This is a genomic window from Frigoribacterium sp. PvP121, assembly GCF_017833115.1.
Taxonomy (GTDB): Bacteria; Actinomycetota; Actinomycetes; order Actinomycetales; family Microbacteriaceae; genus Frigoribacterium; species Frigoribacterium endophyticum.
Window position 1 is genome coordinate 2490347 of the sequence record NZ_JAFIBR010000001.1, and the last position, 22324, is coordinate 2512670.

The 22324-nt window shown below is 69.9% G+C and carries 20 protein-coding genes; 4 read left to right on the forward strand and 16 right to left on the reverse strand.

Translation table 11 applies throughout. The annotated features are described in order from the left end of the window. The first annotated feature begins 26 nt into the window (after positions 1-26). Both JOE43_RS11655 and JOE43_RS11660 read left to right on the forward strand, forming a co-directional pair. Entirely contained in the window at positions 27-1094 is a 1068-nt protein-coding gene (locus JOE43_RS11655; RefSeq protein WP_056055016.1) for a ubiquinol-cytochrome c reductase iron-sulfur subunit, read from the forward strand. Continuing rightward, positions 1091-2794: a cytochrome bc complex cytochrome b subunit gene (locus JOE43_RS11660; protein WP_056055019.1), complete on the forward strand. Its 1704-nt coding sequence runs from the start codon at positions 1091-1093 to the stop codon at positions 2792-2794. Before JOE43_RS11655 ends, JOE43_RS11660 begins: the two co-directional genes overlap by 4 nt. A 1153-nt stretch (positions 2795-3947) precedes the next feature. On the opposite strand, the gene JOE43_RS11665 is transcribed toward JOE43_RS11660, so the two are convergent. The 5 genes from JOE43_RS11665 to JOE43_RS11685 form a co-directional block, all read right to left on the reverse strand. Next, a complete protein-coding gene (locus tag JOE43_RS11665) occupies positions 3948-4364 on the reverse strand; it encodes a cytochrome c oxidase subunit 4 (RefSeq protein WP_056055023.1) in 417 nt (138 codons plus the stop codon). Positions 4365-4371: 7 nt separating this feature from the next. Beyond that, the gene (ctaD, locus tag JOE43_RS11670; protein WP_209517900.1) at positions 4372-6114 is read right to left on the reverse strand and encodes a cytochrome c oxidase subunit I; all 1743 of its coding nucleotides are present in this window, start codon (positions 6112-6114) and stop codon (positions 4372-4374) included. 12 nt (positions 6115-6126) lie between these two features. After that, positions 6127-6963 carry a cytochrome c oxidase subunit II gene (gene coxB, locus JOE43_RS11675; protein WP_209517902.1) on the reverse strand — a complete coding sequence of 279 codons (837 nt, stop codon included), beginning with the start codon at positions 6961-6963 and terminating at the stop codon, positions 6127-6129. A gap of 283 nt (positions 6964-7246) precedes the next feature. Further along, positions 7247-7630, reverse strand: a complete 384-nt coding sequence (gene erpA, locus JOE43_RS11680; protein ID WP_209517905.1) for an iron-sulfur cluster insertion protein ErpA — start codon at positions 7628-7630, stop codon at positions 7247-7249. 113 nt (positions 7631-7743) lie between these two features. Continuing rightward, positions 7744-9159 carry a dipeptidase gene (locus tag JOE43_RS11685; protein WP_209517907.1) on the reverse strand — a complete coding sequence of 472 codons (1416 nt, stop codon included), beginning with the start codon at positions 9157-9159 and terminating at the stop codon, positions 7744-7746. Positions 9160-9198: 39 nt separating this feature from the next. On the opposite strand from JOE43_RS11685, the gene JOE43_RS11690 reads away from it, so the two are divergent. After that, positions 9199-9777, forward strand: a complete 579-nt coding sequence (locus JOE43_RS11690) for a DUF3043 domain-containing protein (RefSeq protein ID WP_307803347.1) — start codon at positions 9199-9201, stop codon at positions 9775-9777. Positions 9778-9880: 103 nt separating this feature from the next. Here JOE43_RS11690 and JOE43_RS11695 read toward each other — a convergent pair whose 3' ends face one another. The 3 genes from JOE43_RS11695 to hisD are packed head-to-tail and all read right to left on the reverse strand — an operon-like array spanning position 9881 to position 12773. Further along, positions 9881-10924, reverse strand: a complete 1044-nt coding sequence (locus JOE43_RS11695; RefSeq protein WP_209517911.1) for a quinone-dependent dihydroorotate dehydrogenase — start codon at positions 10922-10924, stop codon at positions 9881-9883. Beyond that, the gene (nrdR, locus tag JOE43_RS11700) at positions 10921-11403 is read right to left on the reverse strand and encodes a transcriptional regulator NrdR (protein WP_056055048.1); all 483 of its coding nucleotides are present in this window, start codon (positions 11401-11403) and stop codon (positions 10921-10923) included. The genes JOE43_RS11695 and nrdR overlap by 4 nt, the downstream gene beginning before the upstream one ends. A 59-nt stretch (positions 11404-11462) precedes the next feature. Then, positions 11463-12773 carry a histidinol dehydrogenase gene (hisD, locus tag JOE43_RS11705; RefSeq protein ID WP_209517913.1) on the reverse strand — a complete coding sequence of 437 codons (1311 nt, stop codon included), beginning with the start codon at positions 12771-12773 and terminating at the stop codon, positions 11463-11465. Between the two features lie 71 nt (positions 12774-12844). Here hisD and JOE43_RS11710 point away from each other — a divergent pair, with 71 nt between their 5' ends. After that, on the forward strand, positions 12845-13372 hold the full coding sequence (locus JOE43_RS11710) for a flavin reductase family protein (RefSeq protein ID WP_209517916.1): 528 nt from the start codon (positions 12845-12847) through the stop codon (positions 13370-13372). On the opposite strand, the gene dnaE is transcribed toward JOE43_RS11710, so the two are convergent. The 8 genes from dnaE to ftsZ all read right to left on the reverse strand — a co-directional run bounded on the left by dnaE (position 13369) and on the right by ftsZ (position 22256). Beyond that, on the reverse strand, positions 13369-16833 hold the full coding sequence (gene dnaE / locus JOE43_RS11715; protein WP_209519205.1) for a DNA polymerase III subunit alpha: 3465 nt from the start codon (positions 16831-16833) through the stop codon (positions 13369-13371). The genes JOE43_RS11710 and dnaE overlap by 4 nt on opposite strands. Before the next feature lie 98 nt (positions 16834-16931). Continuing rightward, positions 16932-17855 carry an RluA family pseudouridine synthase gene (locus tag JOE43_RS11720; protein ID WP_209517918.1) on the reverse strand — a complete coding sequence of 308 codons (924 nt, stop codon included), beginning with the start codon at positions 17853-17855 and terminating at the stop codon, positions 16932-16934. Then, entirely contained in the window at positions 17852-18472 is a 621-nt protein-coding gene (gene lspA, locus JOE43_RS11725; protein ID WP_245187145.1) for a signal peptidase II, read from the reverse strand. The genes JOE43_RS11720 and lspA overlap by 4 nt, the downstream gene beginning before the upstream one ends. Positions 18473-18476: 4 nt before the next feature. Beyond that, positions 18477-19289 (reverse strand): DivIVA domain-containing protein, encoded by an 813-nt coding sequence (locus JOE43_RS11730; protein ID WP_209517920.1) that lies wholly within the window; start codon positions 19287-19289, stop codon positions 18477-18479. 160 nt (positions 19290-19449) lie between these two features. After that, a complete protein-coding gene (locus tag JOE43_RS11735; RefSeq protein ID WP_056055064.1) occupies positions 19450-19740 on the reverse strand; it encodes a YggT family protein in 291 nt (96 codons plus the stop codon). A 79-nt stretch (positions 19741-19819) separates the two neighbouring features. Then, entirely contained in the window at positions 19820-20356 is a 537-nt protein-coding gene (locus JOE43_RS11740; protein ID WP_056055069.1) for a cell division protein SepF, read from the reverse strand. A 38-nt stretch (positions 20357-20394) separates the two neighbouring features. Then, positions 20395-21093: a YggS family pyridoxal phosphate-dependent enzyme gene (locus JOE43_RS11745; protein WP_209517922.1), complete on the reverse strand. Its 699-nt coding sequence runs from the start codon at positions 21091-21093 to the stop codon at positions 20395-20397. Next, the gene (gene ftsZ, locus JOE43_RS11750; protein WP_056055076.1) at positions 21093-22256 is read right to left on the reverse strand and encodes a cell division protein FtsZ; all 1164 of its coding nucleotides are present in this window, start codon (positions 22254-22256) and stop codon (positions 21093-21095) included. The genes JOE43_RS11745 and ftsZ overlap by 1 nt, the downstream gene beginning before the upstream one ends. Positions 22257-22324: the final 68 nt, after the last annotated feature.

The window sequence follows — 22324 nt, forward strand, 5'->3', positions numbered from 1 at the left end:
TCGTACTTCACTGAAAGGCAGCACCCATGGCACAGCACGACGACGAGGCCCCGGAGACGGGCTCGGCTGTCGAGAAGCACGAGCCCCGTCGGGTCTCGGCCGGCACGGCCGTCCTGACGACGGACGTCTTCGAGAACCCGGGCGAGCCGCCGCACCGCGACCGTGTCACCGACATCGACCCGCGGGCCGAGAAGCGGGCGGAGCGCCAGGTCAGCACCTGGTTCTTCCTCTCGATCGTCGGCAGCATCGCCGCGATCGGCGCCTACGTGGCCTTCCCGATCACGTCGGGCGACTCCGGCTCCGTCCGCCTCAACAACCTCTTCCTCGGCCTCGGCATCGCCCTCGGGCTCCTGTCCGTCGGCATCGGTGCCGTGCACTGGTCGAAGACCCTCATGCCCGCCCGTGAGATCACGGAGATGCGCCACAGCACCCGTGGCACGGACGAGACGCGTGGCAAGGCCGTCGAGGTCTTCGCCCTGGGCAACCAGGAGTCCGGCTTCGGTCGGCGCGCGCTGATCCGCAACAGCCTCATCGGCGCGCTCGTCGCCACCCCGCTCCCCGCGGTCGTGCTCTTCCGCGACCTCGCTCCCGCCGAGGACCCGAACGAGGTCCTCCGTCACACGTTGTGGGAAGAGGGCATGCACCTCACCCGCGACCCGTCCGGTGCTCGCATCAAGGCCTCGGACGTCACCCTGGGCTCGGTCTTCCACGTGATCCCCGAGAGCCTGAACGAATCCGAGCACCTGCTCGAGGAGAAAGCCAAGGCTGCAGTCCTCCTCATGCGTCTCAAGCCCGAGGACCTCAACATCCCCGAGGGACGCGAGGACTGGCAGTACGACGGCATCGTCGCCTACTCCAAGATCTGCACGCACGTGGGGTGCCCCGTGGCCCTCTACGAGCAGCAGACACACCACCTGCTCTGCCCCTGCCACCAGTCGACGTTCGACGTGACCAACAACTGCGAAGTGATCTTCGGACCGGCCAAGCGCCCGCTCCCGCAGCTGCCGATCGCCGTGGACGCTGACGGGTACCTCGTCGCGCAGAGCGACTTCCACGAACCTGTGGGCCCGAGCTTCTGGGAGCGCGCCAAGTGACCACCACCACCCCTGCACCGGGTACCGACACGACGACCCCGTCGTCGCACGGCACCACAGTCTCCGCACCGGCCTTCGCGCCGACGCGGACCAACAAGATCTTCGGCGCCACGGCGAACTACATCGACGAGCGCACGAGCATGTCCGGCCTCGTCCGCGAGGTCGGCCGCAAGATCTTCCCCGACCACTGGTCGTTCATGCTCGGCGAGGTCGCTCTCTACTCGTTCGTCGTGATCCTCCTGTCGGGCACCTTCCTGACGTTCTTCTTCCAGCCGTCCATGGCTGAGGTCAACTACAACGGCTCGTACGTGCCGCTCAAGGGCCTCAACATGTCGGCCGCGATGGCGTCGACGCTCGACATCTCGTTCGACATCCGCGGTGGTCTGCTCTTCCGGCAGATCCACCACTGGGCGGCCCTGCTGTTCGTGGCGTCGATCATGCTGCACATGCTGCGCGTGTACTTCACGGGTGCGTTCCGCAAGCCCCGCGAGATCAACTGGGTCGTCGGCTTCACCCTCTGGGTGCTCGCCATGGCCGAGGGCTTCACGGGCTACTCGCTCCCTGACGACCTGCTCTCCGGCAACGGTGCGCGGATCATCGACGGCATGGTCAAGGGAATCCCCGTCATCGGCGTCTGGATCTCCTACCTCCTCTTCGGCGGAGAGTTCCCCGGCACCGACATGGTCGGCCGCTTCTACTCGCTGCACATCATGCTCCTCCCGGCACTGCTCATCGCGCTGCTCGGCGTCCACCTGCTGTTGCTCATCATCAACAAGCACACGCAGTTCGCGGGCCCCGGCAAGACGAACGAGAACGTCGTGGGCGTGCCCGTCATGCCGGTGTTCGCCGCCAAGGCCGGTGGCTTCTTCTTCATCGTCTTCGGCGTCCTGGTCCTCATCGCGTCGCTCTTCACGATCAACCCGATCTGGAACTACGGACCGTACGACCCCTCCCCCGTCTCCGCCGGCACCCAGCCGGACTGGTACATCGGCTTCGCGGACGGCGCCCTGCGCCTCGTGCCGCCGGGCTGGGAGTTCGTGGCGTTCGGCTACACCGTCTCGATGAACATCCTGGCTCCCATCGCGGTCCTGGTCGTCTTCATCCTGGCCGTGCTGCTCTACCCCTTCCTCGAGGCCTGGGTCACGGGCGACAAGCGTGAGCACCACATCTTGGACCGCCCCCGCAACGCCCCCACGCGCACCGCGATCGGCGCCGCCGGCATCGTCGTGTACGCGAGCCTCTGGGCCGCAGCCAGCTCCGACCTCATGGCGACGCACTTCCACCTCAGCCTCAACTACGTCATCCACACGGTGCAGGCCTGCCTCATCCTCGGCCCGTTCATCGCGTTCATGATCACGAAGCGGATCTGCCTCGCACTCCAGAAGAAGGACCGCGAGATCGCCCTGCACGGCTACGAGTCGGGTCGCATCGTGCGCCTCCCCGGAGGCGAGTACGTCGAGGTCCACGAACAGCTCGACGAGTACGAGCGGTGGAAGCTGCTCAACTTCAACGAGTACGAGCCGCTCATGGTCCGCCCGAACGCCAACGGCCAGATCACGCCGGTACAGCGTCTCCGTGCCTCGGTGTCGTCCTTCTTCTTCGAGGACCGCATCGCGCCCGTGAAGCGCTCGGAGATCGAGTCCTCGCACCACGAGGCCGTCCCCTCCGGAGACGAGCGCCGGTCGATCGACCAGCACTGATCCACCGCACCACCCAGAAGGGCCCGACTGCTCCGGCAGTCGGGCACTTCGTCGTTCGTGATCTGCGGGGCAGCGGTGCCGACACCGTGAGGCGTGCAACGCCATGGGTCTGCTGCAGCCGATGGCGAGCTCCCCGTGGCCCGTGACACGCGGCTCGGGCCCTCTGTGCGTCCTTGCGTCTGTGCGTCCGTGCGTCTGTGCTTCCGTGCCTCCGTGCCTCCGTGCCTCCGTGCCTCCGTGCCTGAGCCTCGATCAGTCGCGCCTAGCTCAGCTCAGTCTCGCCGACGCCTCCTTCAACCTGACCAGGCCTGCTCAGCACGGGCCTGGCCTGACCGGCCCTGCTCGGCTCTGGGCCGAACGGCAGACCGGCCGGCGGATCGTGCCCTCCTCTCGTCACCGCGGCGGGTCCGTGTCCCTCACGGCGGGTCGACGCTGACGCGCCCGCGATGACGGGAACCCACCCCACCCGTGACTCAGCGACGGTCGTGGTCCGCGTGAGCACCGGCCTGGCGGCTCGAGTGGTCCTGCAACGTGGGCCGTCCGGCGTTCATGACCAGGAGAGCAGCTATGAGGCCTACGGACCCGGGCCAGGTCGGGGCCGAGACCGGCCCGGGCCGGCCCGGTGCGATCACCCCGCTCGGCGCAGCGTCGGCGTCGGCGCACGGGGCGGGCCGGGGAGCCTTGTCTTGCCCCGTCGACGGGGCCGGACGACTTGCGTGAGGGTGGCCCTGTGGTGCTTCTCGGCCCCTTCGGCGGGTCCACGACCCTGCCGGCGGGTCAACGGTGACGCGCCCGCGATGACGGGAACCCGCCTCACCCCTGCAACAACGGCACCGCTGGGACCGCTCAGTCCTCGCACGCCCCCAGAAGCACGCCCAACTAGGGGCCCGAGGAGCGGGTCGGGATGGACGTGACGACAGGCAACGGGCCCGCACACGGCGTCAGCGGTCATCCTGAGCGCCCAGGGTGAACGTGCCCCGTGCACCATGGCAACGACGGGGCTCAGGCGGGTAGGCCATGGCGCTCCACCCATGGGCAGGGCCCAGAGCCTGTCCCACGCCCCCGCTGCCGACCCTGAGAGCGTCTGGGCACACGACGACGACGGCGCCCACCCGGAGAGGGTGAGCGCCGTCGATGCGGTCGTGCTGAGGGGCTAGTGGGCGAAGTTGCCGCGGTAGTACTCGTAGACCCATCCGACGAGGGAGACCGCGATGAGGGCTCCACCGATGTAGATGATCCACATGCCGACCGCCAGGGCCAGGAAGACCAGGCCACAGGAGAAGGCCAGCAGGATGGGCCACCACGACCAGGGGCTGAAGTGCCCGAGCTCGGGGTCACCGTCGTCGATGTTGGCGTCGAGACGGTCCTCGGGCAGCTCACCGCCCTGGGCGGCGTGCGAGCGGCCCATGTAGAAGGCGAGGAACACGCCCAGGGCGCCGGCGAGGCCGATGCCCATGGTGCCGGCCCACTCGACCCGGTTGACGTCGATGATGTTCCACACCGTGTACACGGCGCAGAGGGCGAAGAAGAAGATCGCGAGGATCCAGAACAGCGTGGCGTTGGTCTTCATGGGGGTCCTACTTCACCTTGTCGCTGGAAGCGTCGTACGTCGGGGCATCCGGGGCGTCCTTGGCCGGGCCGATGCCGACGGGCAGGCCGGCCTCGGGGTGGTTCAGGTCGAACGCCGGGGACTCCGAGCGGATGCGCGGGATCGACGTGAAGTTGTGGCGCGGCGGCGGGCACGACGTGGCCCACTCGAGCGAGCGCGAGTAGCCCCAGGGGTCGTTCACCTCGACCTTGGGAGCACGACGAGCCGTGATGTACACGTTGTAGAGGAACGGCAGGATCGAGACGCCCAGGAGCATGGAGCCGATCGTCGAGAGCTGGTTCATCCACGTGAAGTGGTCCTCAGGCTGGTACGTCGCGTAACGACGGGGCATGCCCATGACGCCGAGCCAGTGCTGGATGAGGAACGTGGTGTGGAAGCCGACGAACAGCATCCAGAAGTGGATCTTGCCGAGACGCTCGTTGAGCATCTTGCCCGTCCACTTCGGCCACCAGAAGTAGAACCCGGAGAACATCGCGAAGACGACGGTGCCGAACACCACGTAGTGGAAGTGAGCCACGACGAAGTACGTGTCGGACACGTGGAAGTCGAGCGGGGGCGAGGCGAGGATGACACCGGTCAGCCCACCGAAGGTGAACGTGATGAGGAAGCCGATCGCCCAGAGCATCGGGGTCTCGAACGTGACGGAGCCCCGCCACATGGTGCCGATCCAGTTGAAGATCTTCACGCCCGTGGGCACGGCGATGAGCATCGTCATCAGCGAGAAGAACGGGAGCAGGACGGATCCGGTCACGTACATGTGGTGAGCCCACACCGTGACGGAGAGAGCCGCGATCGAGATCGTCGCGTAGACGAGCGTCTTGTAGCCGAAGATCGGCTTGCGGCTGAAGACCGGCAGGACCTCGCTGATGATGCCGAAGAACGGCAGCGCGATGATGTACACCTCGGGGTGGCCGAAGAACCAGAAGAGGTGCTGCCACAGGATGGCGCCGCCGTTGGCCGGGTTGAACACCTGCGCGTCGAAGACGCGGTCGAAGCCGAGCCCGAAGAGGGCAGCTGCCAGGACGGGGAAGGCCATGATCACGAGGATCGAGGTGATCAGCGTGTTCCAGGTGAAGATCGGCATGCGCCACATCGTCATGCCCGGCGCACGCATGGTGACGATGGTGGTGATGAAGTTGACCGAGCCGAGGATGGTGCTGAAGCCGGTCATGCCCAACCCGAAGACCCACAGGTTCCCGCCGAGTCCTGGCGAGAACGTCGTGTCCGAGAGGGGCGCGTACGCGAACCAGCCGAACGACGCGGCACCCTGCGGCGTGAGGAAGCCGGCGACCGCGATGATCGAGCCGAAGAGGTAGAGCCAGAAGGCGAAGCCGTTGAGCCGCGGGAACGCGACGTCGGGGGCGCCGATCTGCAGCGGCATGAGCACGTTGGCGAAGCCCGAGAAGAGCGGCGTCGCGAACATGAGCAACATGATCGTGCCGTGCATCGTGAAGAGCTGGTTGTACTGCTCCTTCGTCGCGACGACCTCGAGGCCCGGGGCGAACAGCTGCGCACGGATGATCAGCGCCATCACGCCGCCGAGGCAGAAGAAGAGGAACGACGCGATCAGGTACATGTACCCGATCGTCTTGTGGTCGGTCGACGTGATCCAGCTCACGACGACGTTGCCCTTGCGGCCGACCTTGGAGGCCCCGAAGTCCTGGCCTGAGGACGTCCCACCGGTGGTGGGACGCGTGGCGGTGGCTGTCATCGAACCGTGCCCTTACTTCTCGTCGGAGCCGGCGGCGACGGGCGCCTCGTTGTTCGGCTCGTTGGTGTTGGTGTTGTACTGGTCGCCCAGCAGGCCGGTGTTGCCCTGCTGCGCGAGGGTCGCGAGGTAGTCGTCGTACTCGGACTGCGACACGACCTTGACGTTGAAGAGCATCAGCGAGTGGTACTCACCGCAGAGCTCCGCGCACTTGCCGGTGAAGGTGCCTTCCTTCTCCGGCGTGAAGTACATGTAGTTCGTCTTGCCGGGGATCGTGTCCTTCTTGTAGAGGAAGTCGACGACCCAGAAGGAGTGGGCCACGTCGCGCGAGTTGAGGTCGATCTCGACCGACTTGCCGACGGGGAGGTAGAGGACGGGCAGCTGGCTCTCGTCGATGTTGCCGTCGCCGAGCTCCTGGGCCTGGATGCCCTGGTAGTAGACGCTGTCCTCGTCGTTCTTCTGGTCGATGTAGTTGAAGTCCCAGGCCCAGCGCTTGGCGTAGACGTCGATCTTCACGTCAGGGCTCGCGGTCGGCGCCTCGATGGCGGCCTGGTCGCGGGCCGTGAAGGCGAAGAAGCCGAGCACGAGGATCAGGGGCACGACCGTGTAGAAGATCTCGATCGGCATGTTGTAGCGCAGCTGCACCGGGAGGCCGGTCTGGCCCTTGCGCCGGCGGTAGGCGATGCACGCCCAGATCACGAGGCCCCAGACGATGAGGCCGACGATGAGCAGCACGATCCACGACGTGACCCAGAGGCCGATGATGCTGTCGACGTGGTTGGTGGTGCCCGCGGTGGTGGGCAGCCACCCCTGGAGCTGGTCGGTCGTGCAGCCTGCCAAGACCAGGGCCATGACGGCGGCCACGGGGATGGCGGCCCAACGAAGACGGCGGTTAGAACGCACTGTTACCTCTCGGATGACACGACAGCAAGGGGGATCTCCCAGTCTAGGACGGGACTTCCCTAGCCTACTCGCAGGTTGCTCCGTCGATCGAACGCAGCACGCCGTTCGTTCGACATCGAGACGGGAGGCCTGCTCACGGACGACGACGGGGACCGCCCCGAGGGGCGATCCCCGGGGATCGTGGTGCTCATCGGCGTCCCCGACCGGACTCGCCGGTGGGGAGGCCCGTGACCTAGTGGAAGCTGTCGCCGCAGGCGCAGCTGCCCTGGGCGTTGGGGTTGTCGATGGTGAAGCCCTGCTTCTGGATGGTGTCCTCGAAGTCGATCGCGGCACCGTCGAGGTAGGGCACGCTCATCTTGTCGACGACGACCTCCACCCCGTCGTAGTCGACGGTGGCGTCGTTCTCGAGGAGGCGCTCGTCGAAGTAGAGCTGGTAGATGAGCCCCGAGCAGCCGCCGGGCTGGACGGCGACCCGGAGGCGCAGGTCGTCCCGCCCCTCCTGCATGAGGAGGCTGCGGACCTTCTCCGCGGCGGTGGACGTCAGCTGCACGCCGTGGGCGGCGGCCTCGGCGGTGCCTGCGGTCTCGACGGGGGCGGTGGTCGCGGTGTCGGTCATGGTGTCTCCGTTCGGGCGGTGGGAGTGTCGGACACTCGTCGTCGACCAGTGTAAGCAGCACTCCCCCGCTTTTGTTCCTCGTGCAGCGGACGGGCAGGGAGCGGGAGCTGGGCTCAGCCCCGCGCGTCGAGGCGTGCGAGCAGGATCGCCTCGCTGAGGACGGCGCGGTGCAGGACGCCGAGGTGCTGCGACTCGTTGGGGCTGTGGGCACGCGTGTCCGGGTCCTCCACGCCGGTGACGAGGATCTGCGCCGCGGGGAACGTCCGCACGAGGTCCGCGATGAACGGGATGGAGCCGCCGATGCCGGTCTGCAGCGGGGCCTCGCCCCAGCCCTCGGTCATCGCGACGGTCGCCTCGGCGATGGCCCAGCCACTGGTGTCGACCAGGAAGGGGTCGCCCTTGTCGACGTCGGTGATCTCGACGTGGGCCCCGAACGGCGCGTGCCCGAGGACGTGGGCCTCCAGCGCCTCGTAGGCCGAGTCCGCCGTCTGGCCGGGGGCGATCCGAGCGCTGACGCGGACGGAGACCTCGGGCAGGAGGGTGTTCGACGCGTTCGCCACCGACGGGGCGTCGATTCCCGTGACGGTGATCGAGGGCTGCGACCAGACGCGGCTGAGGATCGGTCCCCTCCCGACGGCGGCGACGCCGTCGAGGAGCCCGGACTCCTCGCGCAGGGTCGCCTCGGACTGCTCGGGGTGGTCGGCCTCCCGGCTCTCCAGCCCGGCCACCGCGACGCTGCCGACCTCGTCGTGCAGGGTGCCCAGGAGGCGGACCATGGCCAGCATGGCGTCCGGCACCGCGCCTCCCAGCATCCCCGAGTGGGACGCGTGCGCCAGCGTGCGCACGGTGAGGCGGAAGGTCACGTTGCCGCGGAGGCCGACCGTGATGGCCGGGACCGTCGTGCTCCAGTTGTCGGAGTCGGCCACGACGATGACGTCGGCCTCGAGGTCGTCGTGGTGCTGCCGGAGGAAGTCGGCGAACGAGCGGGAGCCGAACTCCTCCTCGCCCTCGATGAAGAGGGCGACGCCGACCCCGAGGTCGTCGCCGAGCACCTCGTGGACGGCCCGGAGCGCGGCGACGTGCGTCATGACCCCGGCCTTGTCGTCGGAGGCGCCCCGGCCGTACAGCCGGTCGCCCTTGAGGGTGGGCTCGAAGGGCGGGGTCTCCCAGTCGGCGTCGTCGCCCTGGGGCTGGACGTCGTGGTGCGCGTACAGCAGGACGGTCGGCGCGCCGTCGCGGGGGGCACGCCGGGCCAGGACGGCCGGCTGCCCCGTCGCGCCCGAGTCGCCGATCGGAGCGCTGCTGACGCGGACCTCGTCGAAGAGGCCGGTGCTCCGCACGAGCTCGGCGACGGCGTCGGCGCTGGCGGCGACGTACGACGGGTCGTAGGCGTCCCACGAGACCGAGGGGATCCGCACGAGGGAGCTCAGGTCGGCGATGGTCCGGGGCAGGCCGCCCTGCACGGCCTCCGCGAGTTCGCTGACAGTGCGGGGGTCGGTCGGGGAGACGGGATGCTGCGAGACGGTCATGCAGGTAATCTTAGGAACTCGACGAGACCCGAGGACACCGTGGCGAAGGCATCAGACAAGACCATCACGACGACGCAGGTCGCCGACCCCGAGCCGACGACGGCGGGCAAGGGCCGCCCCACCCCGTCGCGTCGCGAGCGGGAGCAGGCCAACGTCCGCCCCCTCGTGGCCAAGGGCAAGGAGGCGCAGAAGGCCCAGCGGGCCCGCCTGGCCGAGCAGCGTGACCGGGCCCGGGTCGGCCTCGCCAACGGCGAGGAGAAGTTCCTCCCCGTGCGCGACAAGGGGCCGCAGCGCCGCTTCATCCGCGACTACGTCGACGCCCGGTACAGCGTCGGCGAGGCGATGATCCCGCTCATGGTGCTCGTCATCGTGATGAGCCTGGTCAACGTCACCGCCGTCCAGGCGGCCACCCTGTTCGTCCTCTGGGGCTTCTTCATCGTCGCGATCATCGACTGCCTCGTCGCCGGGCACTTGGTCACGAAGAAGCTCACGGCGAAGTTCGGCGCCGACGCCGTCCAGAAGGGCAACCGCTGGTACGCCGCCATGCGCTGCATGCAGCTGAAGCCCATGCGCCTGCCGAAGCCCCAGGTGAAGCGCCGGGAGTTTCCGGTCCTCTGACACCCGCCCACGCCTCCTCGGAGGTGAGTCCAGCACGACGACGCCCCGCTCCTCCGGAGGAGCGGGGCGTCGTCGTGTCAGCAGGCCGACGGCGGAGGCGGCCTCAGCCGCGGCGCCGGAGCGCCCGGAGGCCCCGGTTGACCTGGCGGGCCCAGAGCGGACCGCGGTACAGGAACGCCGTGTAGCCCTGCACCAGGGTCGCGCCGGCCCGGAGGCGCTCGGCCACGTCGCGGGCCGTGCTGACGCCGCCGACCGAGATGACGCAGACCTCGGCGGGGAGCACCTCGCGGAGCAGGCGGAGGACCTCGAGGGACCGCGTCGCCAGGGGCGCCCCGGAGACTCCCCCGGCGCCCGCGGCCTCGACCACGGACGCCGGCGTCGTGAGCCCCTGGCGGGACAGGGTCGTGTTGGTGGCGATGACGCCGGCGAGCCCGAGCTCGGTGACCAGGCCGCCGATGCGACGGACGCCCTCGTCGTCGAGGTCGGGGGCGATCTTGACGAGGACGGGGGTCCGGCCCGCGGCGTCGCGCACGGCGCTGAGCAGCGGCGAGAGCCGGTCGAGCTCCTGCAGGCCACGGAGCCCGGGCGTGTTCGGCGAGCTCACGTTGACCGCGAGGTAGTCGGCCAGCGGCGCCAGCAGGCGGGTGCTCACGAGGTAGTCGTCGACGGCGTCGTCGACCTCGACCACCCGGCTCTTGCCGATGTTGACGCCGACCACGGGGCGGACGGCGGCACGGCGAGCCCGGGTGAGCTCCTCGGCTGCCTGCTCCGCGCCTCCGTTGTTGAACCCCATGCGGTTGACGACCGCCTCGTCGGGCACGAGCCGGAAGAGACGCGGGCGCTCGTTGCCGGGCTGTGCCTGCGCGGTGATCGTGCCGACCTCCACGTGGCCGAAGCCCAGGGCACCGAGGCCGGCGATGCCCCGCGCGTCCTTGTCGAAGCCGGCCGCCACGCCGAACGGCGACGCGAACCTAAGCCCGAGCGCCTCGACGGCGAGCGAGGGGTGGGGAGCCGTGAACCGCCGCACCACGGGCGCGAGGCCGAGGCGCGGCACGGCACGGATGACGCGGAAGGCGAGGTGGTGGGCGTCCTCCGGGTCCATGCGCGCGAACACCACGTCGAAGAGGACCCGGTACGGCGTCCTCATTCGTCCACCGACCGGGCCGGACGCGGACGCGAGGCGTGCTCGGACCGGAGCTGCGAGATCGACGCCTCGAAGTCGTCGAGGGAGTCGAACGCCTGGTAGACGCTCGCGAACCGGAGGTACGCGACCTCGTCGAGCTCGCGCAGCGGCGGCAAGATGGCGAGGCCGATGTCGTTCGCCTCGATCTGGGACGTGCCGGAGGCCCGTACGGCCTCCTCCACCTTCTGGGCCAGCAGGGCGAGGTCGCCGTCGGTCACCGGTCGCCCCTGACAGGCCTTCCGCACGCCCGAGATGATCTTCTCCCGGCTGAAGGACTCGAGCACGCCGTTGCGCTTGACGACGTTCAGGCTCGCCGTCTCGGTGGTGCTGAACCGTCGGCCGCAGTTCGGGCACTGGCGTCGGCGACGGATCGACGTGCCGTCGTCGCTCGTGCGGGAGTCGACGACGCGGGAATCGGGGTGGCGGCAGAAGGGGCAGAACATGGTGCCCTCAGCGTACTGGCAGCCGGGGCACCCGACGCCGGAGCGACGACCGGGCCGCCCTAGGGCCGGGAGAGGCGAGCCGCGACGGCCTCGCCGTGCGCGGGGAGGAGCTCCGCCCGGGACAGGGCGACGAGCCGGTCGGCGACCACGGCGAGGGCGTGCTGCTCGTAGCGGACGATCTGCTGGGGCCGGAGGAACGTGTAGGCCCCGAGGCCGGACGAGAAGCGGGACTGGCCGCTGGTGGGCAGGACGTGGTTCGAGCCCGCGAGGTAGTCGCCGAGGCTGACGGGCGTGCTCGCCCCGACGAAGACGGCCCCGGCGCTCGTGATGCGCGCCAGGACGGCGTCGTCGTCGGCGGTCTGGATCTCGAGGTGCTCGGGCCCGTACGCGTTGCTGAAGTCGGTCGCCGCCGTGAGGTCGTCGACGAGCACGATGGCCGACTGGCGACCGTCGAGGGCCGTCTGCACCCGGTCGGCGCTGAGGGTGCGCGGGACGAGGCGCTCGAGCTCCGCTCTCACCGCGTCGGCGAGCTCGGCGGAGTCGGTCACGAGGACGGCCGAGGCCACCTCGTCGTGCTCGGCCTGGCTGATGAGGTCGACCGCGACGAGCGTCGCGTCGGCGCTGGCGTCGGCGATCACGAGGATCTCGGTCGCACCGGCGACCGCGTCGATCCCGACCTGGCCGCGGACGTGCTGCTTGGCCGCGGCCACGAAGTTGTTGCCCGGCCCGGTGATGACCTGGACCGGCTCGAGACCGATCTCGGGCACGCCGTACGCGAGCGCGCCGACGGCGCCGGCGCCGCCCACCGCATAGACCTCGTCGATGCCCAGGAGCCCGGCGGCTCCGAGGATGACGGGGTGCACCCCTCCCCCGTGCTCGCGCTGCGCGGGCGAGACGAGGGCGATCGACCGGACGCCGGCGACCTGGGCGGGCACGACGTTCATCACGACGCTGGACGGGTAGACCGCCTTGCCGCCGGGCACGTAGACCCCGGCGCGGTCGACGGGCTGCCAGCGCTGCTCGATGACCGCGCCGTCGGCGGGGCGGGTGACGCTGCCGGCGGGCACCTGGGCCCGGCTGGCCTCGGTCACCCGGACGATGGACTCCTCGAGGGCGGCGCGGACGAGCGGGTCGAGCGCGTCGACCGCGGCGCGGACCACCTCGACGGGCACCCGCAGCTGCTCGGTGCGGACGCCGTCGAAGCGCTGGGCCTGGTCGCGGAGCGCGGCGGCCCCTCGCTCCCGGACGTCGAGCACGAGCTGGGCGGCCGACTCTGCGGCGGCGCTGACGTCGACGTGCGAGCGGGGCACGAGGGCGAGGAGGTCGGCGTGGGTAGGCTTGAGGCCCCGGAGGTCTGTGGTCTGGATCATGGCCCGGCCAGCCTAGTCACCCGCGCAGGGCGGTGGCCCGGCCCGGGCAGACCCGCAGGAGGCGCTCCCCCATGACCGACCAGCCCGTTCCCGAGCCCCCCGTCTCGCACGACCTCGACGCCTTCAAGCAGGCGTTCCGCCGACACGCGGCCGGGGTGGCCATCGTCACCGCCCGTGACGCGGGCGGATCGCCCGTGGGCTTCACCGCGACGTCCCTGGCCTCCCTCGCGGCCGTGCCGCCCCTGGCGACCTTCAACATGGCGCGCACCGCGAGCTCCTGGCCCGCGGTCGCGGAGACCGACCACGTCATCGTCCACCTGCTCGGGCTGCGCAACCGCGACCTGGCGGCGAAGATGGCCGGCCCCGCCGCCGAGCGGTTCGTCGGGGACCACTGGGAGGAGGGCCCGCACGGCCTCCCCCTGCTCCGCGGCGTCACGGCGTGGATGTCGGGGCGTGTCGTCGAGCGCTTCCCCGTGGCCGCCAACGCGGTCGTCGTGGTGCAGGTGGAGCAGGGCGACGTCGGGGTGGACGACGACGCCCTGCTCTACCACGACCGCCGGTACCTCCGGCCGCTGCACCTGGACGAGCAGCAGGGCTAGACGAGGCAGCCGGGGCCGAGGAGGCTCTTCAGCTCGCCGAACAGGTCGGCGGTGACGTCGACCGGCATCGGGATCTCGAACATCCGGGCGAGGTCGCCCTTCACCAGGCGGAGGCGGACCTCCGTCGAGCCGGAGTGCCGCCCGAGGACGGCCGCCAGCTCGGTCACGGTGTCGGTGGTCGCCCGGTGCTCCGGCATCTGCAGCACGAGCGGACCCTGGTTCACCCCGACTCCGAGATCCGGCGTGAACATGCTCGCGGCGTGCATGTTCATGCCGTCGTCACGCACGCTGACGCGCCCCTTGAGCACGATGATCGAGTCCCCGACCAGGGAGGGGCCGAACTCCTGGTAGGTCTTGCCGAGGAACATGGCGGAGATCTCGCCGCCGAAGTCCTCGACGGTGATGATGCCGTACGGGTTGCCGGAGTTGCGGGCGACGCGGTGCTGGACGCTCGTGATGAGGCCCGCGATGGTGACCGTCTCGCCGTCGATCGTGGCCGGGTCGCTCGCGAGCACGTCCGTGACGGTCGTGCTCGCGTGCTTGGCGAGCGGCAGCTCGAGGCCGGCGAGGGGGTGGTCCGACACGTAGAGGCCGAGCATGTCGCGCTCGAAGGCGAGCTTGTCGCGCTTCGTCCACTCCGGTCGCTCGGGCACGTGCTGGACGTCCTGGGGCTCGTCCCACAGGGAGTCGAAGTCGAAGCCGACCTGGCCGTTCGCCTCGGCCCTCTTCTCGCTGACGGCGGCCTCGACCGCGGACTCGTGGATCTCGACGAGGGCCCGACGGGTCGACCCCAGGCTGTCGAAGGCGCCCGCCTTCACCAGCGACTCGACCGTGCGCTTGTTCGCGACGGGCAGCGGGACCTTGCGCAGGAAGTCGTGGAAGGACGAGAAGGCGCCCTCCTTCTGCCGCGCGGCGATGACGTGGTCGACGACGTTGAAGCCGACGTTGCGGACGGCTCCCATGCCGAAGCGGATGTCGTCGCCGACGGCCGCGAAGAAGCCGATCGACTCGTTGACGTCGGGCGGCAGCACCTTGATGCCCATGCGTCGACACTCGTTCAGGTACAGGCCGAGCTTGTCGCGGGAGTCGCCGGTCGAGGTGAGGAGGGCGGCCATGTACTCGGCGGGGTAGTGCGCCTTGAGGTAGGCCGTCCAGTAGGAGACCACGCCGTACGCCGCCGAGTGCGCCTTGTTGAAGGCGTAGTCGGAGAACGGAAGCAGGATGTCCCAGAGCATCTTGACGGCGTCGGGCGAGAAGCCGTTGTCGAACATGCCCTGCTCGAACCCGGCGTACTGCTTGTCGAGCTCCGACTTCTTCTTCTTGCCCATCGCGCGGCGGAGGATGTCCGCCTGGCCGAGCGAGAAGCCGGCGACCTTCTGCGCGATCGCCATCACCTGCTCCTGGTAGATGATCAGGCCGTAGCTCGTCGACAGGATCTCCTTCAGGGGCTCCTCGAGCTCGGGGTGGATCGGCGTGATCTCCTGGGCGCCGTTCTTCCGCAGCGCGTAGTTGGTGTGCGAGTTGGCACCCATGGGCCCCGGGCGGTACAGGGCGATGACCGCCGAGATGTCCTCGAAGTTGTCGGGCTTCATCAGCCGGAGCAAGCCCCGCATGGGGCCGCCGTCGAGCTGGAAGACGCCGAGCGTGTCGCCGCGGCCGAGCAGGTCGTAGGCCGCGCGGTCGTCGAGCTCGAGGTCTTCCAGGACGAGGTCGAAGCCCCGGTTCGTCCTGATGTTGTCGAGGGCGTCGTTGATGATCGTGAGGTTGCGGAGCCCCAGGAAGTCCATCTTGATCAGCCCGAGCGACTCGCAGGCCGGGTAGTCGAACTGCGTGACGATCTGGCCGTCCTGCTCGCGCTTCATGATCGGGATGATGTCGATCAGCGGGTCGCTCGACATGATGACGCCCGCCGCGTGGACGCCCCACTGTCGCTTCAGCCCCTCGAGCCCGAGCGCGGTGTCGAAGACGGTGCGGGCCTCGGGGTCGGTCTCCACGACGGTGCGGATGTCACCCGCCTCCTTGTACCGGTCGTGCTGCTTGTCGAAGATCCCCGTGAGGGGGATGTCTTTGCCCATGACGGCGGGAGGCATCGCCTTCGTGAGCTTCTCGCCCATGCCGAAGGGGAAGCCGAGCACGCGACTGCTGTCTTTCAGGGCCTGCTTCGCCTTGATCGTGCCGTAGGTGACGATCTGCGCGACGCGCTCGTCGCCGTACTTCTCGGTCACGTACTGGATGACCTCGCCCCGGCGACGGTCGTCGAAGTCGACGTCGAAGTCGGGCATCGAGACACGGTCCGGGTTGAGGAAGCGCTCGAAGATGAGGCCGTGACGCAGCGGGTCGAGGTCGGTGATGCGCATGGCGTAGGCGGCCATCGAGCCGGCACCCGACCCGCGGCCGGGGCCGACCCGGATGCCGTTCTCCTTCGACCAGTTGATGAAGTCGGCGACCACGAGGAAGTACCCGGGGAAGCCCATGCCCGTGATGACGCCGATCTCGTACTCGGCCTGCTTGCGCACGTCGTCGGGGATCCCGGCGGGGTACCGGTACACGAGGCCCTTCTCGACCTCCTTGATGAACCAGGTCTCCTCCGTCTCGCCCTCGGGGACGGGGTACCGCGGCATGTAGTTCGCCGAGGTGTTGAACTGGACGTCGCACCGCTCGGCGATGAGCAGGGTGTTGTCGCAGGCCTCCGGGTGGTCGCGGAAGAGGTGTCGCATCTGCTTCGCGGACTTCAGGTAGAACTCGTCGGCGTCGAACTTGAAGCGGTTGGGGTCGTTCAGCGTCGAGCCGGACTGGACGCAGAGCAGCGCGGCGTGGCTGGTCGCGTCGTGCTCGTGCGTGTAGTGGAGGTCGTTCGTGGCGACGAGGGGCAGGCCCAGGTCTTTCGCGAGGCGCAGCAGGTCGCCCATGATCTGCCGTTCGATGCCGAGGCCGTGGTCCATGATCTCGGCGAAGTAGTTCTCGCGACCGAAGATGTCGCGGAAGTCGGCCGCGGCCTTCACCGCCTCGTCGTACTGGCCGAGGCGGAGGCGGGTCTGCACCTCGCCGCTCGGGCAGCCCGTGGTCGCGATGAGGCCCTCGGAGTACTGGGAGAGCAGCTCGCGGTCCATCCGCGGCTTGAAGTAGTAGCCCTCGAGCGACGCCCGGGACGACAGCCGGAAGAGGTTGTGCATGCCGGTCGTGTTCTCGGAGAGCAACGTCATGTGCGTGTACGCGCCGGCGCCGGAGACGTCGTCACGACCGCCGTCGCCCCAGCGCACGCGCGTCTTGTCGCCGCGGTGCGTGCCGGGCGTGATGTAGGCCTCCGTGCCGATGATCGGCTTCACGCCCGCGTCGGTCGCGGTCTTCCAGAAGTCGTACGCGCCGAAGACGTTGCCGTGGTCGGTGACCGCGACGGCCGGCATGCCCTGGGCCGCGGCCTCCGTGATGAGCGGCTTGACCCTCGCGGCCCCGTCGAGCATCGAGTACTCGCTGTGCACGTGCAGATGGACGAATGAGTCTTCGTTCGAGGCCACTCGGCTCCCCGTCTCCTGGTGTTCCTGACTACTGGAGGAACAGCCTAACCGGCACGGAGGACATCGAGCGCGTGCTGCAGGTCGGCCGGGTAGGTCGAGCGGTAGACCACGGGCTCACCGGTGCCGGGGTGCCGGAACCCGAGCTGGACGGCGTGCAGCCACTGCCGGGTGAGGCCGAGCTTGGCCGAGAGGGTCGGGTCGGCCCCGTAGGTGGCGTCGCCGACGCAGGGGTGCCGCTGGGCGGCCATGTGGACGCGGATCTGGTGCGTGCGACCGGTCTCGAGGTGGATCTCGAGGAGCGAGGCGGAGGGGAAGGCCTCGACCGTCTCGTAGTGGGTCACGGACGGCTTGCCGTCGACCACGACCGCGAACTTCCAGTCCGACGACGGGTGACGGCCGATGGGCGCGTCGACGGTGCCGGTCAGGGGGTCGGGGTGCCCCTGGACGACCGCGTTGTAGATCTTCTCCACGGTGCGCTCCCGGAACGCCTGCTTCAGCTCGGCGTAGGCGCGCTCGGTCTTCGCGACGACCATGAGCCCGCTCGTGCCGACGTCGAGGCGGTGGACGATGCCGGCGCGCTCGGCCGCGCCCGAGGTGGCCACGGAGAAGCCCGCCGCGGCGAGCCCGCCGAGCACGGTCGGCCCCGTCCAGCCGACGGAGGGGTGGGCCGCGACGCCCACCGGCTTGTCGACGACGACGATCTCGTCGTCGTCGTGCACGATGCCGAGGCCGGGCACGTCGACCGGGACGACGGACGGCGCCTCCTTCGGGGCCCACGAGACCTCGAGCCACGCGCCGGCCTCGAGGCGGTCGGACTTGCCGACGGTGCGGCCGTCCACCTCCACACCGCCGCTCGAGGCGACCTCGGCGGCGAAGGTCCGGCTGAAGCCGAGGAGCTTCGCGAGGGCGGCGTCGACGCGCTCACCCGCGAGGCCGTCGGGGACGGGCAGGGACCGCTGCTCGCTCATCGGGGCTCCGTCGTCGGGGTGGCCGCGACGTCGGCGTCGCCCGGGGAGGCGGTGGCCTCGCCCTCGACGATGCGGTCGTCGGTCTCGGTCTGGCCCCGACGCGGCGTCCGGCTGCCGTCGAGGCCGACGCCGAGCAGCGTCAGGAGGACGAGGAGGCCCATGCTGGAGACGATGAAGATGTCGGCGACGTTGAAGATCGCCGGCAGCAGCTTCGGGAAGTACAGGAAGTCGACGACGTGCCCCTGCCCGAACGACGGCTCCCGGAAGAGCCGGTCGGTGAGGTTGCCGAGGGTGCCGCCGAGCAGCATCCCGAGCATGATCGCCCAGGCCACCGACCGGATGCGCTTGGCGAAGACGACGATGGCGACCACGACGGCCGAGGCGGCGAGGGAGAACACCCACGTCGTGCCGCTGGCCAGGGAGAACGCCGCACCGGGGTTCTTGACGAAGAGGAGCTGGAAGAACGAGCCGAGCACGTCGACCGCCCTGCCCTCGACCAGGTCTCGCGTGACGAGGTGCTTCGTGCCCTGGTCGAGGGCGTAGGCCACGACAGCGACGAAGGCCAGCGCCGCGATGACGCGGACGCTGACCTTCGCAGCGGGATCTCGAGGTGCCAAGACCCTAGTTGGAGCCGAAGCCCTGCGCGCTGGCGGGCTGGGGCTCGGAGGCTCCCTCGCCGTCGAGCTCGTGCAGCTGGCCCTCGATGTAGCTCTTCAGCTTCTGGCGGTAGTCGCGCTCGAAGGTGCGGAGGTCGTCGATGCGACGCTCCAGGCCCGTGCGCTCGCCGTTCAGCTGCTCGAGCACCTCGCGGCGCTTGTTCTCGGCCTCGGCCACGACCTCGCGCGAGCGGGTCTCGGCGTCGGCGACGACCTCCCGCGAGCGGTTCTCGGCGTCGCCGACGAGCTCGGCGGAGCGCACCTCGGCCTCGGCCACGACACGAGCAGCGGTCGACTGCCCCTCGGAGATGAGCGCGTCGCGCTTCTCCGCGCCCTCGCGGACGTGCTCCTCGTGGAGACGACGTGCCAGCTGGAGCAGGCTGTTGGTGCTCTCGGTCTCGTCGGCCGACGGGCCGGCGAAGGCCGGGACGGGCGTGACGGCGGCCGGGGCGGCGGAGACCGGAGCGACGGGCTCCGGGGCTGCCACGGGCTCGGCCTTCTCGAGGACGGGCTCGGGAGCGGACTCCGGCTCGGGCACCGACGCCGGGGCCGGGGCGCTGGCGACCGGGGCCGCGACGGCTGCGTCGCGCTGAACGTCGCCGGCGGCGGACTCCGCCGAGGCGAGGCGCTGGCGCAGCTCGTCGTTCTCCGCGCCCAGGCGCCGGAGCTCGGCGACGACCTCGTCCAGGAAGTCGTCGACCTCGTCCTGGTCGTAGCCCTCGCGGAACTTGGTCGGCTGGAACCGCTTGTTGACTACGTCTTCCGGCGTCAAAGCCATTGCCGTCACCTCGTGAATCTGTTGGATCGTGTGATCGTGGTCTGGGTCGTGCACTACACCGTAGCGAACGATCGCCCGTCGGGACGGGGAGGGGCACCGAGGCCCCGCAGAGAGCCTACCCTCTCGGGCGGTGCCGACGGGCGTCGCACGCGGCGCCGTGTCAGATGCGGGCGAAGACGCCCATCAGGACGACGACCGCGAGCATGATGAGGCTCCAGCCGAAGTCGAGCGCCACCGAGCCGAGCCGGACCGGCGGGAGGACCTTGCGGACGGCCTTGATCGGCGGATCGGTGACCGTGTAGGTCACCTCGGCCAGCACGAGCACTGCGCCCCGGGGCCGCCAACCCCGGCTGAACGACTGGGCGAGGTCGAAGACGAACCTCGACCACATGAGCAGGAAGAAGACCAGGAGCGCGTAGTACACGATCGAGGAGATCAGGGAGACGATCATGGGGGTGTCATCAGCTCGCACGAGTCGGCGCGGCGGAGGGCCGCGGGAGGGGGGCGGACGGCGGCTCGGCCGAGCCCGGTCAGGACTGCGAGAAGAACGACGCCTCGATGTCGGACTCTACCTCAGCCTGCTCACCGCTCACGGCGATGTGGGCGGGCGACAGCAGGAAGACCTTGTTGGTGACGCGCTCGATCTTGCCGAAGAGCCCCTGCGACAGGCCGCTGGCGAAGTCGACGAGGCGACGAGCGTCGGCCTCCGTCATCTGGGAGAGGTTGATGATCACGGGGATGCCGTCGCGGAAGCTCTCGGCGATCGCCTGGGCGTCCTTGTACTCGCGGGGGTGGACGGTGAGGATCTCGTTCATGTCGTGGGGCACCGTGTTCTTCGTGGTCGGGGTCGTGGCGCGGCGGAGCGGCGTCACGGGGGCGCGAGTGGGGGTCGGGGCGGAGGCGGCCGCCGGCACGGCGACGGGGGCGACGGGCGACGGCGCGGCGGCGGGCGCGGCCGAGCGTGCGGCAGGCTGGGCAGCGGCCTGCTGGGCGGGCTGCTCGTCGTACTCGAGCTCTTCGTCGGCGAGGCCCAGGTAGACCATCGTCTTGCGCAGGGGGTTGGCCATGGGGGTGTCCTCCGGATCGTGGATCGTCTAGACCGACATTAACCAGCGTCGGGCCGAGAACCCGTGATTGCCGTGCCGATGCGCAGGTGTGTCGCGCCCTCGGCGATCGCGTCGGCGAAGTCCTGCGACATGCCCGCCGAGATCTGGTCGGCGTCGGGGGCGACGGACCGGACCCGCTCGGAGACGAGCCGGAGGCGCTCGAAGGCCGGGCGCGCCGGCTCGTCGAGGGGCGCGACCGCCATCACGCCGCGGAGGCGGAGGCCGGGGGTGCTGAGGACCCGCTCGACGAGCGCGTCGACGTCCGCCTCGGCCACGCCGCCGCGGCCGGGGTCGTCCGTCAGGTTCACCTGCACGAAGCCGTCGACCGACGTGCCGTCGTCCGCCCCGAGCGCGTCGACGACGCTGGCACGGTCGAGGGAGTGGACGGCCGCGGCGTAGCGCCGAGCCTGCCGGGCCTTCTTCGACTGCAGCTGGCCGACGAAGTGCCAGCGGAGGCCCTCGAGGTCGGCCGTCTCCGCGGACTTGACCTGCGCCTCCTGGTGTCGGTTCTCTCCGACGTCACGGACGCCGAGGGCGTGCAGCTCACGCACGAGCGACGCGGGGTGGAACTTCGTCACGACGATCGTCGTGACCGACGCCGGGTCGCGCCCGGCCGCCCGAGCCGCGTCGGAGACGCCGGAGGCGACGCGGGCGAGTCGTTCGCCCGTGTCGCCTCCCTCGAGGGGGGAGCGCGTCACTACTTCAGGAAGTCGGGGACGTCGAGGTCGTCGTCGCCGTCGTCGAAGGCCGGGTCGGAGGCGCGGGTCGCCGCGGGCTCCTCCGGTCGACGCCACGAGTGCGAGTCGGAGCCGGCGCCGCTGTCGGCGATGGCGGACACGCCGGGCACCGCGGCCGACGAGGAGCCCTCGGACTCGACGAAGCTCGAGCGACGCTCCTTCGACTTGGCCTGCGGCTCACCGCCGTCGAAGCCCGCCGCGATGACCGTCACGCGGACCTCGTCGCCGAGGGTGTCGTCGATGACGGCGCCGAAGATGATGTTGGCCTCGGAGTGCACGGCCTCCTGGACCAGGCGGGCCGCGTCGTTGATCTCGAAGATGCCGAGGTTCGAGCCGCCCTGGATCGAGAGCAGCACGCCGTGCGCGCCGTCGATGCTGGCCTCGAGCAGCGGCGAGGCGACGGCCAGCTCGGCCGCCTTGATCGCGCGGTCGGCACCGCGCGACGAGCCGATGCCCATGAGGGCCGAGCCCGCGCCCTGCATGACCGACTTGACGTCGGCGAAGTCGAGGTTGATCAGGCCGGGGGTGGTGATCAGGTCGGTGATGCCCTGGACGCCGGCGAGGAGGACCTGGTCGGCGGTGCCGAAGGCCTCCACCATCGAGATGCCGCGCTCGGAGATCTCGAGGAGGCGGTCGTTCGGGACGACGATGAGGGTGTCGACCTCGTCCTTCAGCGCGGCGACGCCGGCCTCGGCCTGCGCCTGACGGCGCTTGCCCTCGAAGCCGAAGGGCTTCGTGACGACGCCGATGGTGAGCGCGCCGATCGACTTGGCGATCCGGGCGACGACGGGTGCGCCGCCGGTGCCCGTGCCGCCGCCCTCGCCGGCCGTGACGAAGACCATGTCGGCCCCGGCCAGGGCCTCCTCGATCTCCTCCGCGTGGTCCTCCGCCGCGCGGCGGCCGACCTCGGGGTCGGCGCCGGCGCCGAGGCCGCGGGTCAGCTCGCGTCCGACGTCGAGCTTGACGTCGGCGTCGCTGAGCAGGAGCGCCTGGGCGTCGGTGTTGATGGCGATGAACTCGACTCCGCGGAGCCCGAGCTCGATCATGCGGTTGACGGCGTTGACGCCACCGCCGCCGACACCGACGACCTTGATCACGGCTAGGTAGTTGTGGTTCGTTGTCACGTCCGGGCCTCCGCTGGAACCTTAACTCTGTGATTGAAGGTCAAGGTTGTACATTGTATTCGAGTGGG

Excerpts from the sequence above, each read along its gene's own strand:
- JOE43_RS11655 (WP_056055016.1), top strand. The coding sequence starts at position 27 with ATGGCACAGCACGACGACGAGGCCCCGGAGACGGGCTCGGCTGTCGAG.
- JOE43_RS11665 (WP_056055023.1), bottom strand. The coding sequence starts at position 4,364 with ATGAAGACCAACGCCACGCTGTTCTGGATCCTCGCGATCTTCTTCTTC.
- ctaD (WP_209517900.1), bottom strand. The coding sequence starts at position 6,114 with ATGACAGCCACCGCCACGCGTCCCACCACCGGTGGGACGTCCTCAGGC.
- coxB (WP_209517902.1), bottom strand. The coding sequence starts at position 6,963 with ATGGCCCTGGTCTTGGCAGGCTGCACGACCGACCAGCTCCAGGGGTGG.
- erpA (WP_209517905.1), bottom strand. The coding sequence starts at position 7,630 with ATGACCGACACCGCGACCACCGCCCCCGTCGAGACCGCAGGCACCGCC.
- JOE43_RS11685 (WP_209517907.1), bottom strand. The coding sequence starts at position 9,159 with ATGACCGTCTCGCAGCATCCCGTCTCCCCGACCGACCCCCGCACTGTC.
- JOE43_RS11695 (WP_209517911.1), bottom strand. The coding sequence starts at position 10,924 with ATGAGGACGCCGTACCGGGTCCTCTTCGACGTGGTGTTCGCGCGCATG.
- nrdR (WP_056055048.1), bottom strand. The coding sequence starts at position 11,403 with ATGTTCTGCCCCTTCTGCCGCCACCCCGATTCCCGCGTCGTCGACTCC.
- hisD (WP_209517913.1), bottom strand. The coding sequence starts at position 12,773 with ATGATCCAGACCACAGACCTCCGGGGCCTCAAGCCTACCCACGCCGAC.
- JOE43_RS11710 (WP_209517916.1), top strand. The coding sequence starts at position 12,845 with ATGACCGACCAGCCCGTTCCCGAGCCCCCCGTCTCGCACGACCTCGAC.
- dnaE (WP_209519205.1), bottom strand. The coding sequence starts at position 16,833 with ATGCTCGACGGGGCCGCGAGGGTCAAGCCGCTCATCACGGAGGCCGCG.
- JOE43_RS11720 (WP_209517918.1), bottom strand. The coding sequence starts at position 17,855 with ATGAGCGAGCAGCGGTCCCTGCCCGTCCCCGACGGCCTCGCGGGTGAG.
- JOE43_RS11730 (WP_209517920.1), bottom strand. The coding sequence starts at position 19,289 with ATGGCTTTGACGCCGGAAGACGTAGTCAACAAGCGGTTCCAGCCGACC.
- JOE43_RS11735 (WP_056055064.1), bottom strand. The coding sequence starts at position 19,740 with ATGATCGTCTCCCTGATCTCCTCGATCGTGTACTACGCGCTCCTGGTC.
- JOE43_RS11740 (WP_056055069.1), bottom strand. The coding sequence starts at position 20,356 with ATGGCCAACCCCCTGCGCAAGACGATGGTCTACCTGGGCCTCGCCGAC.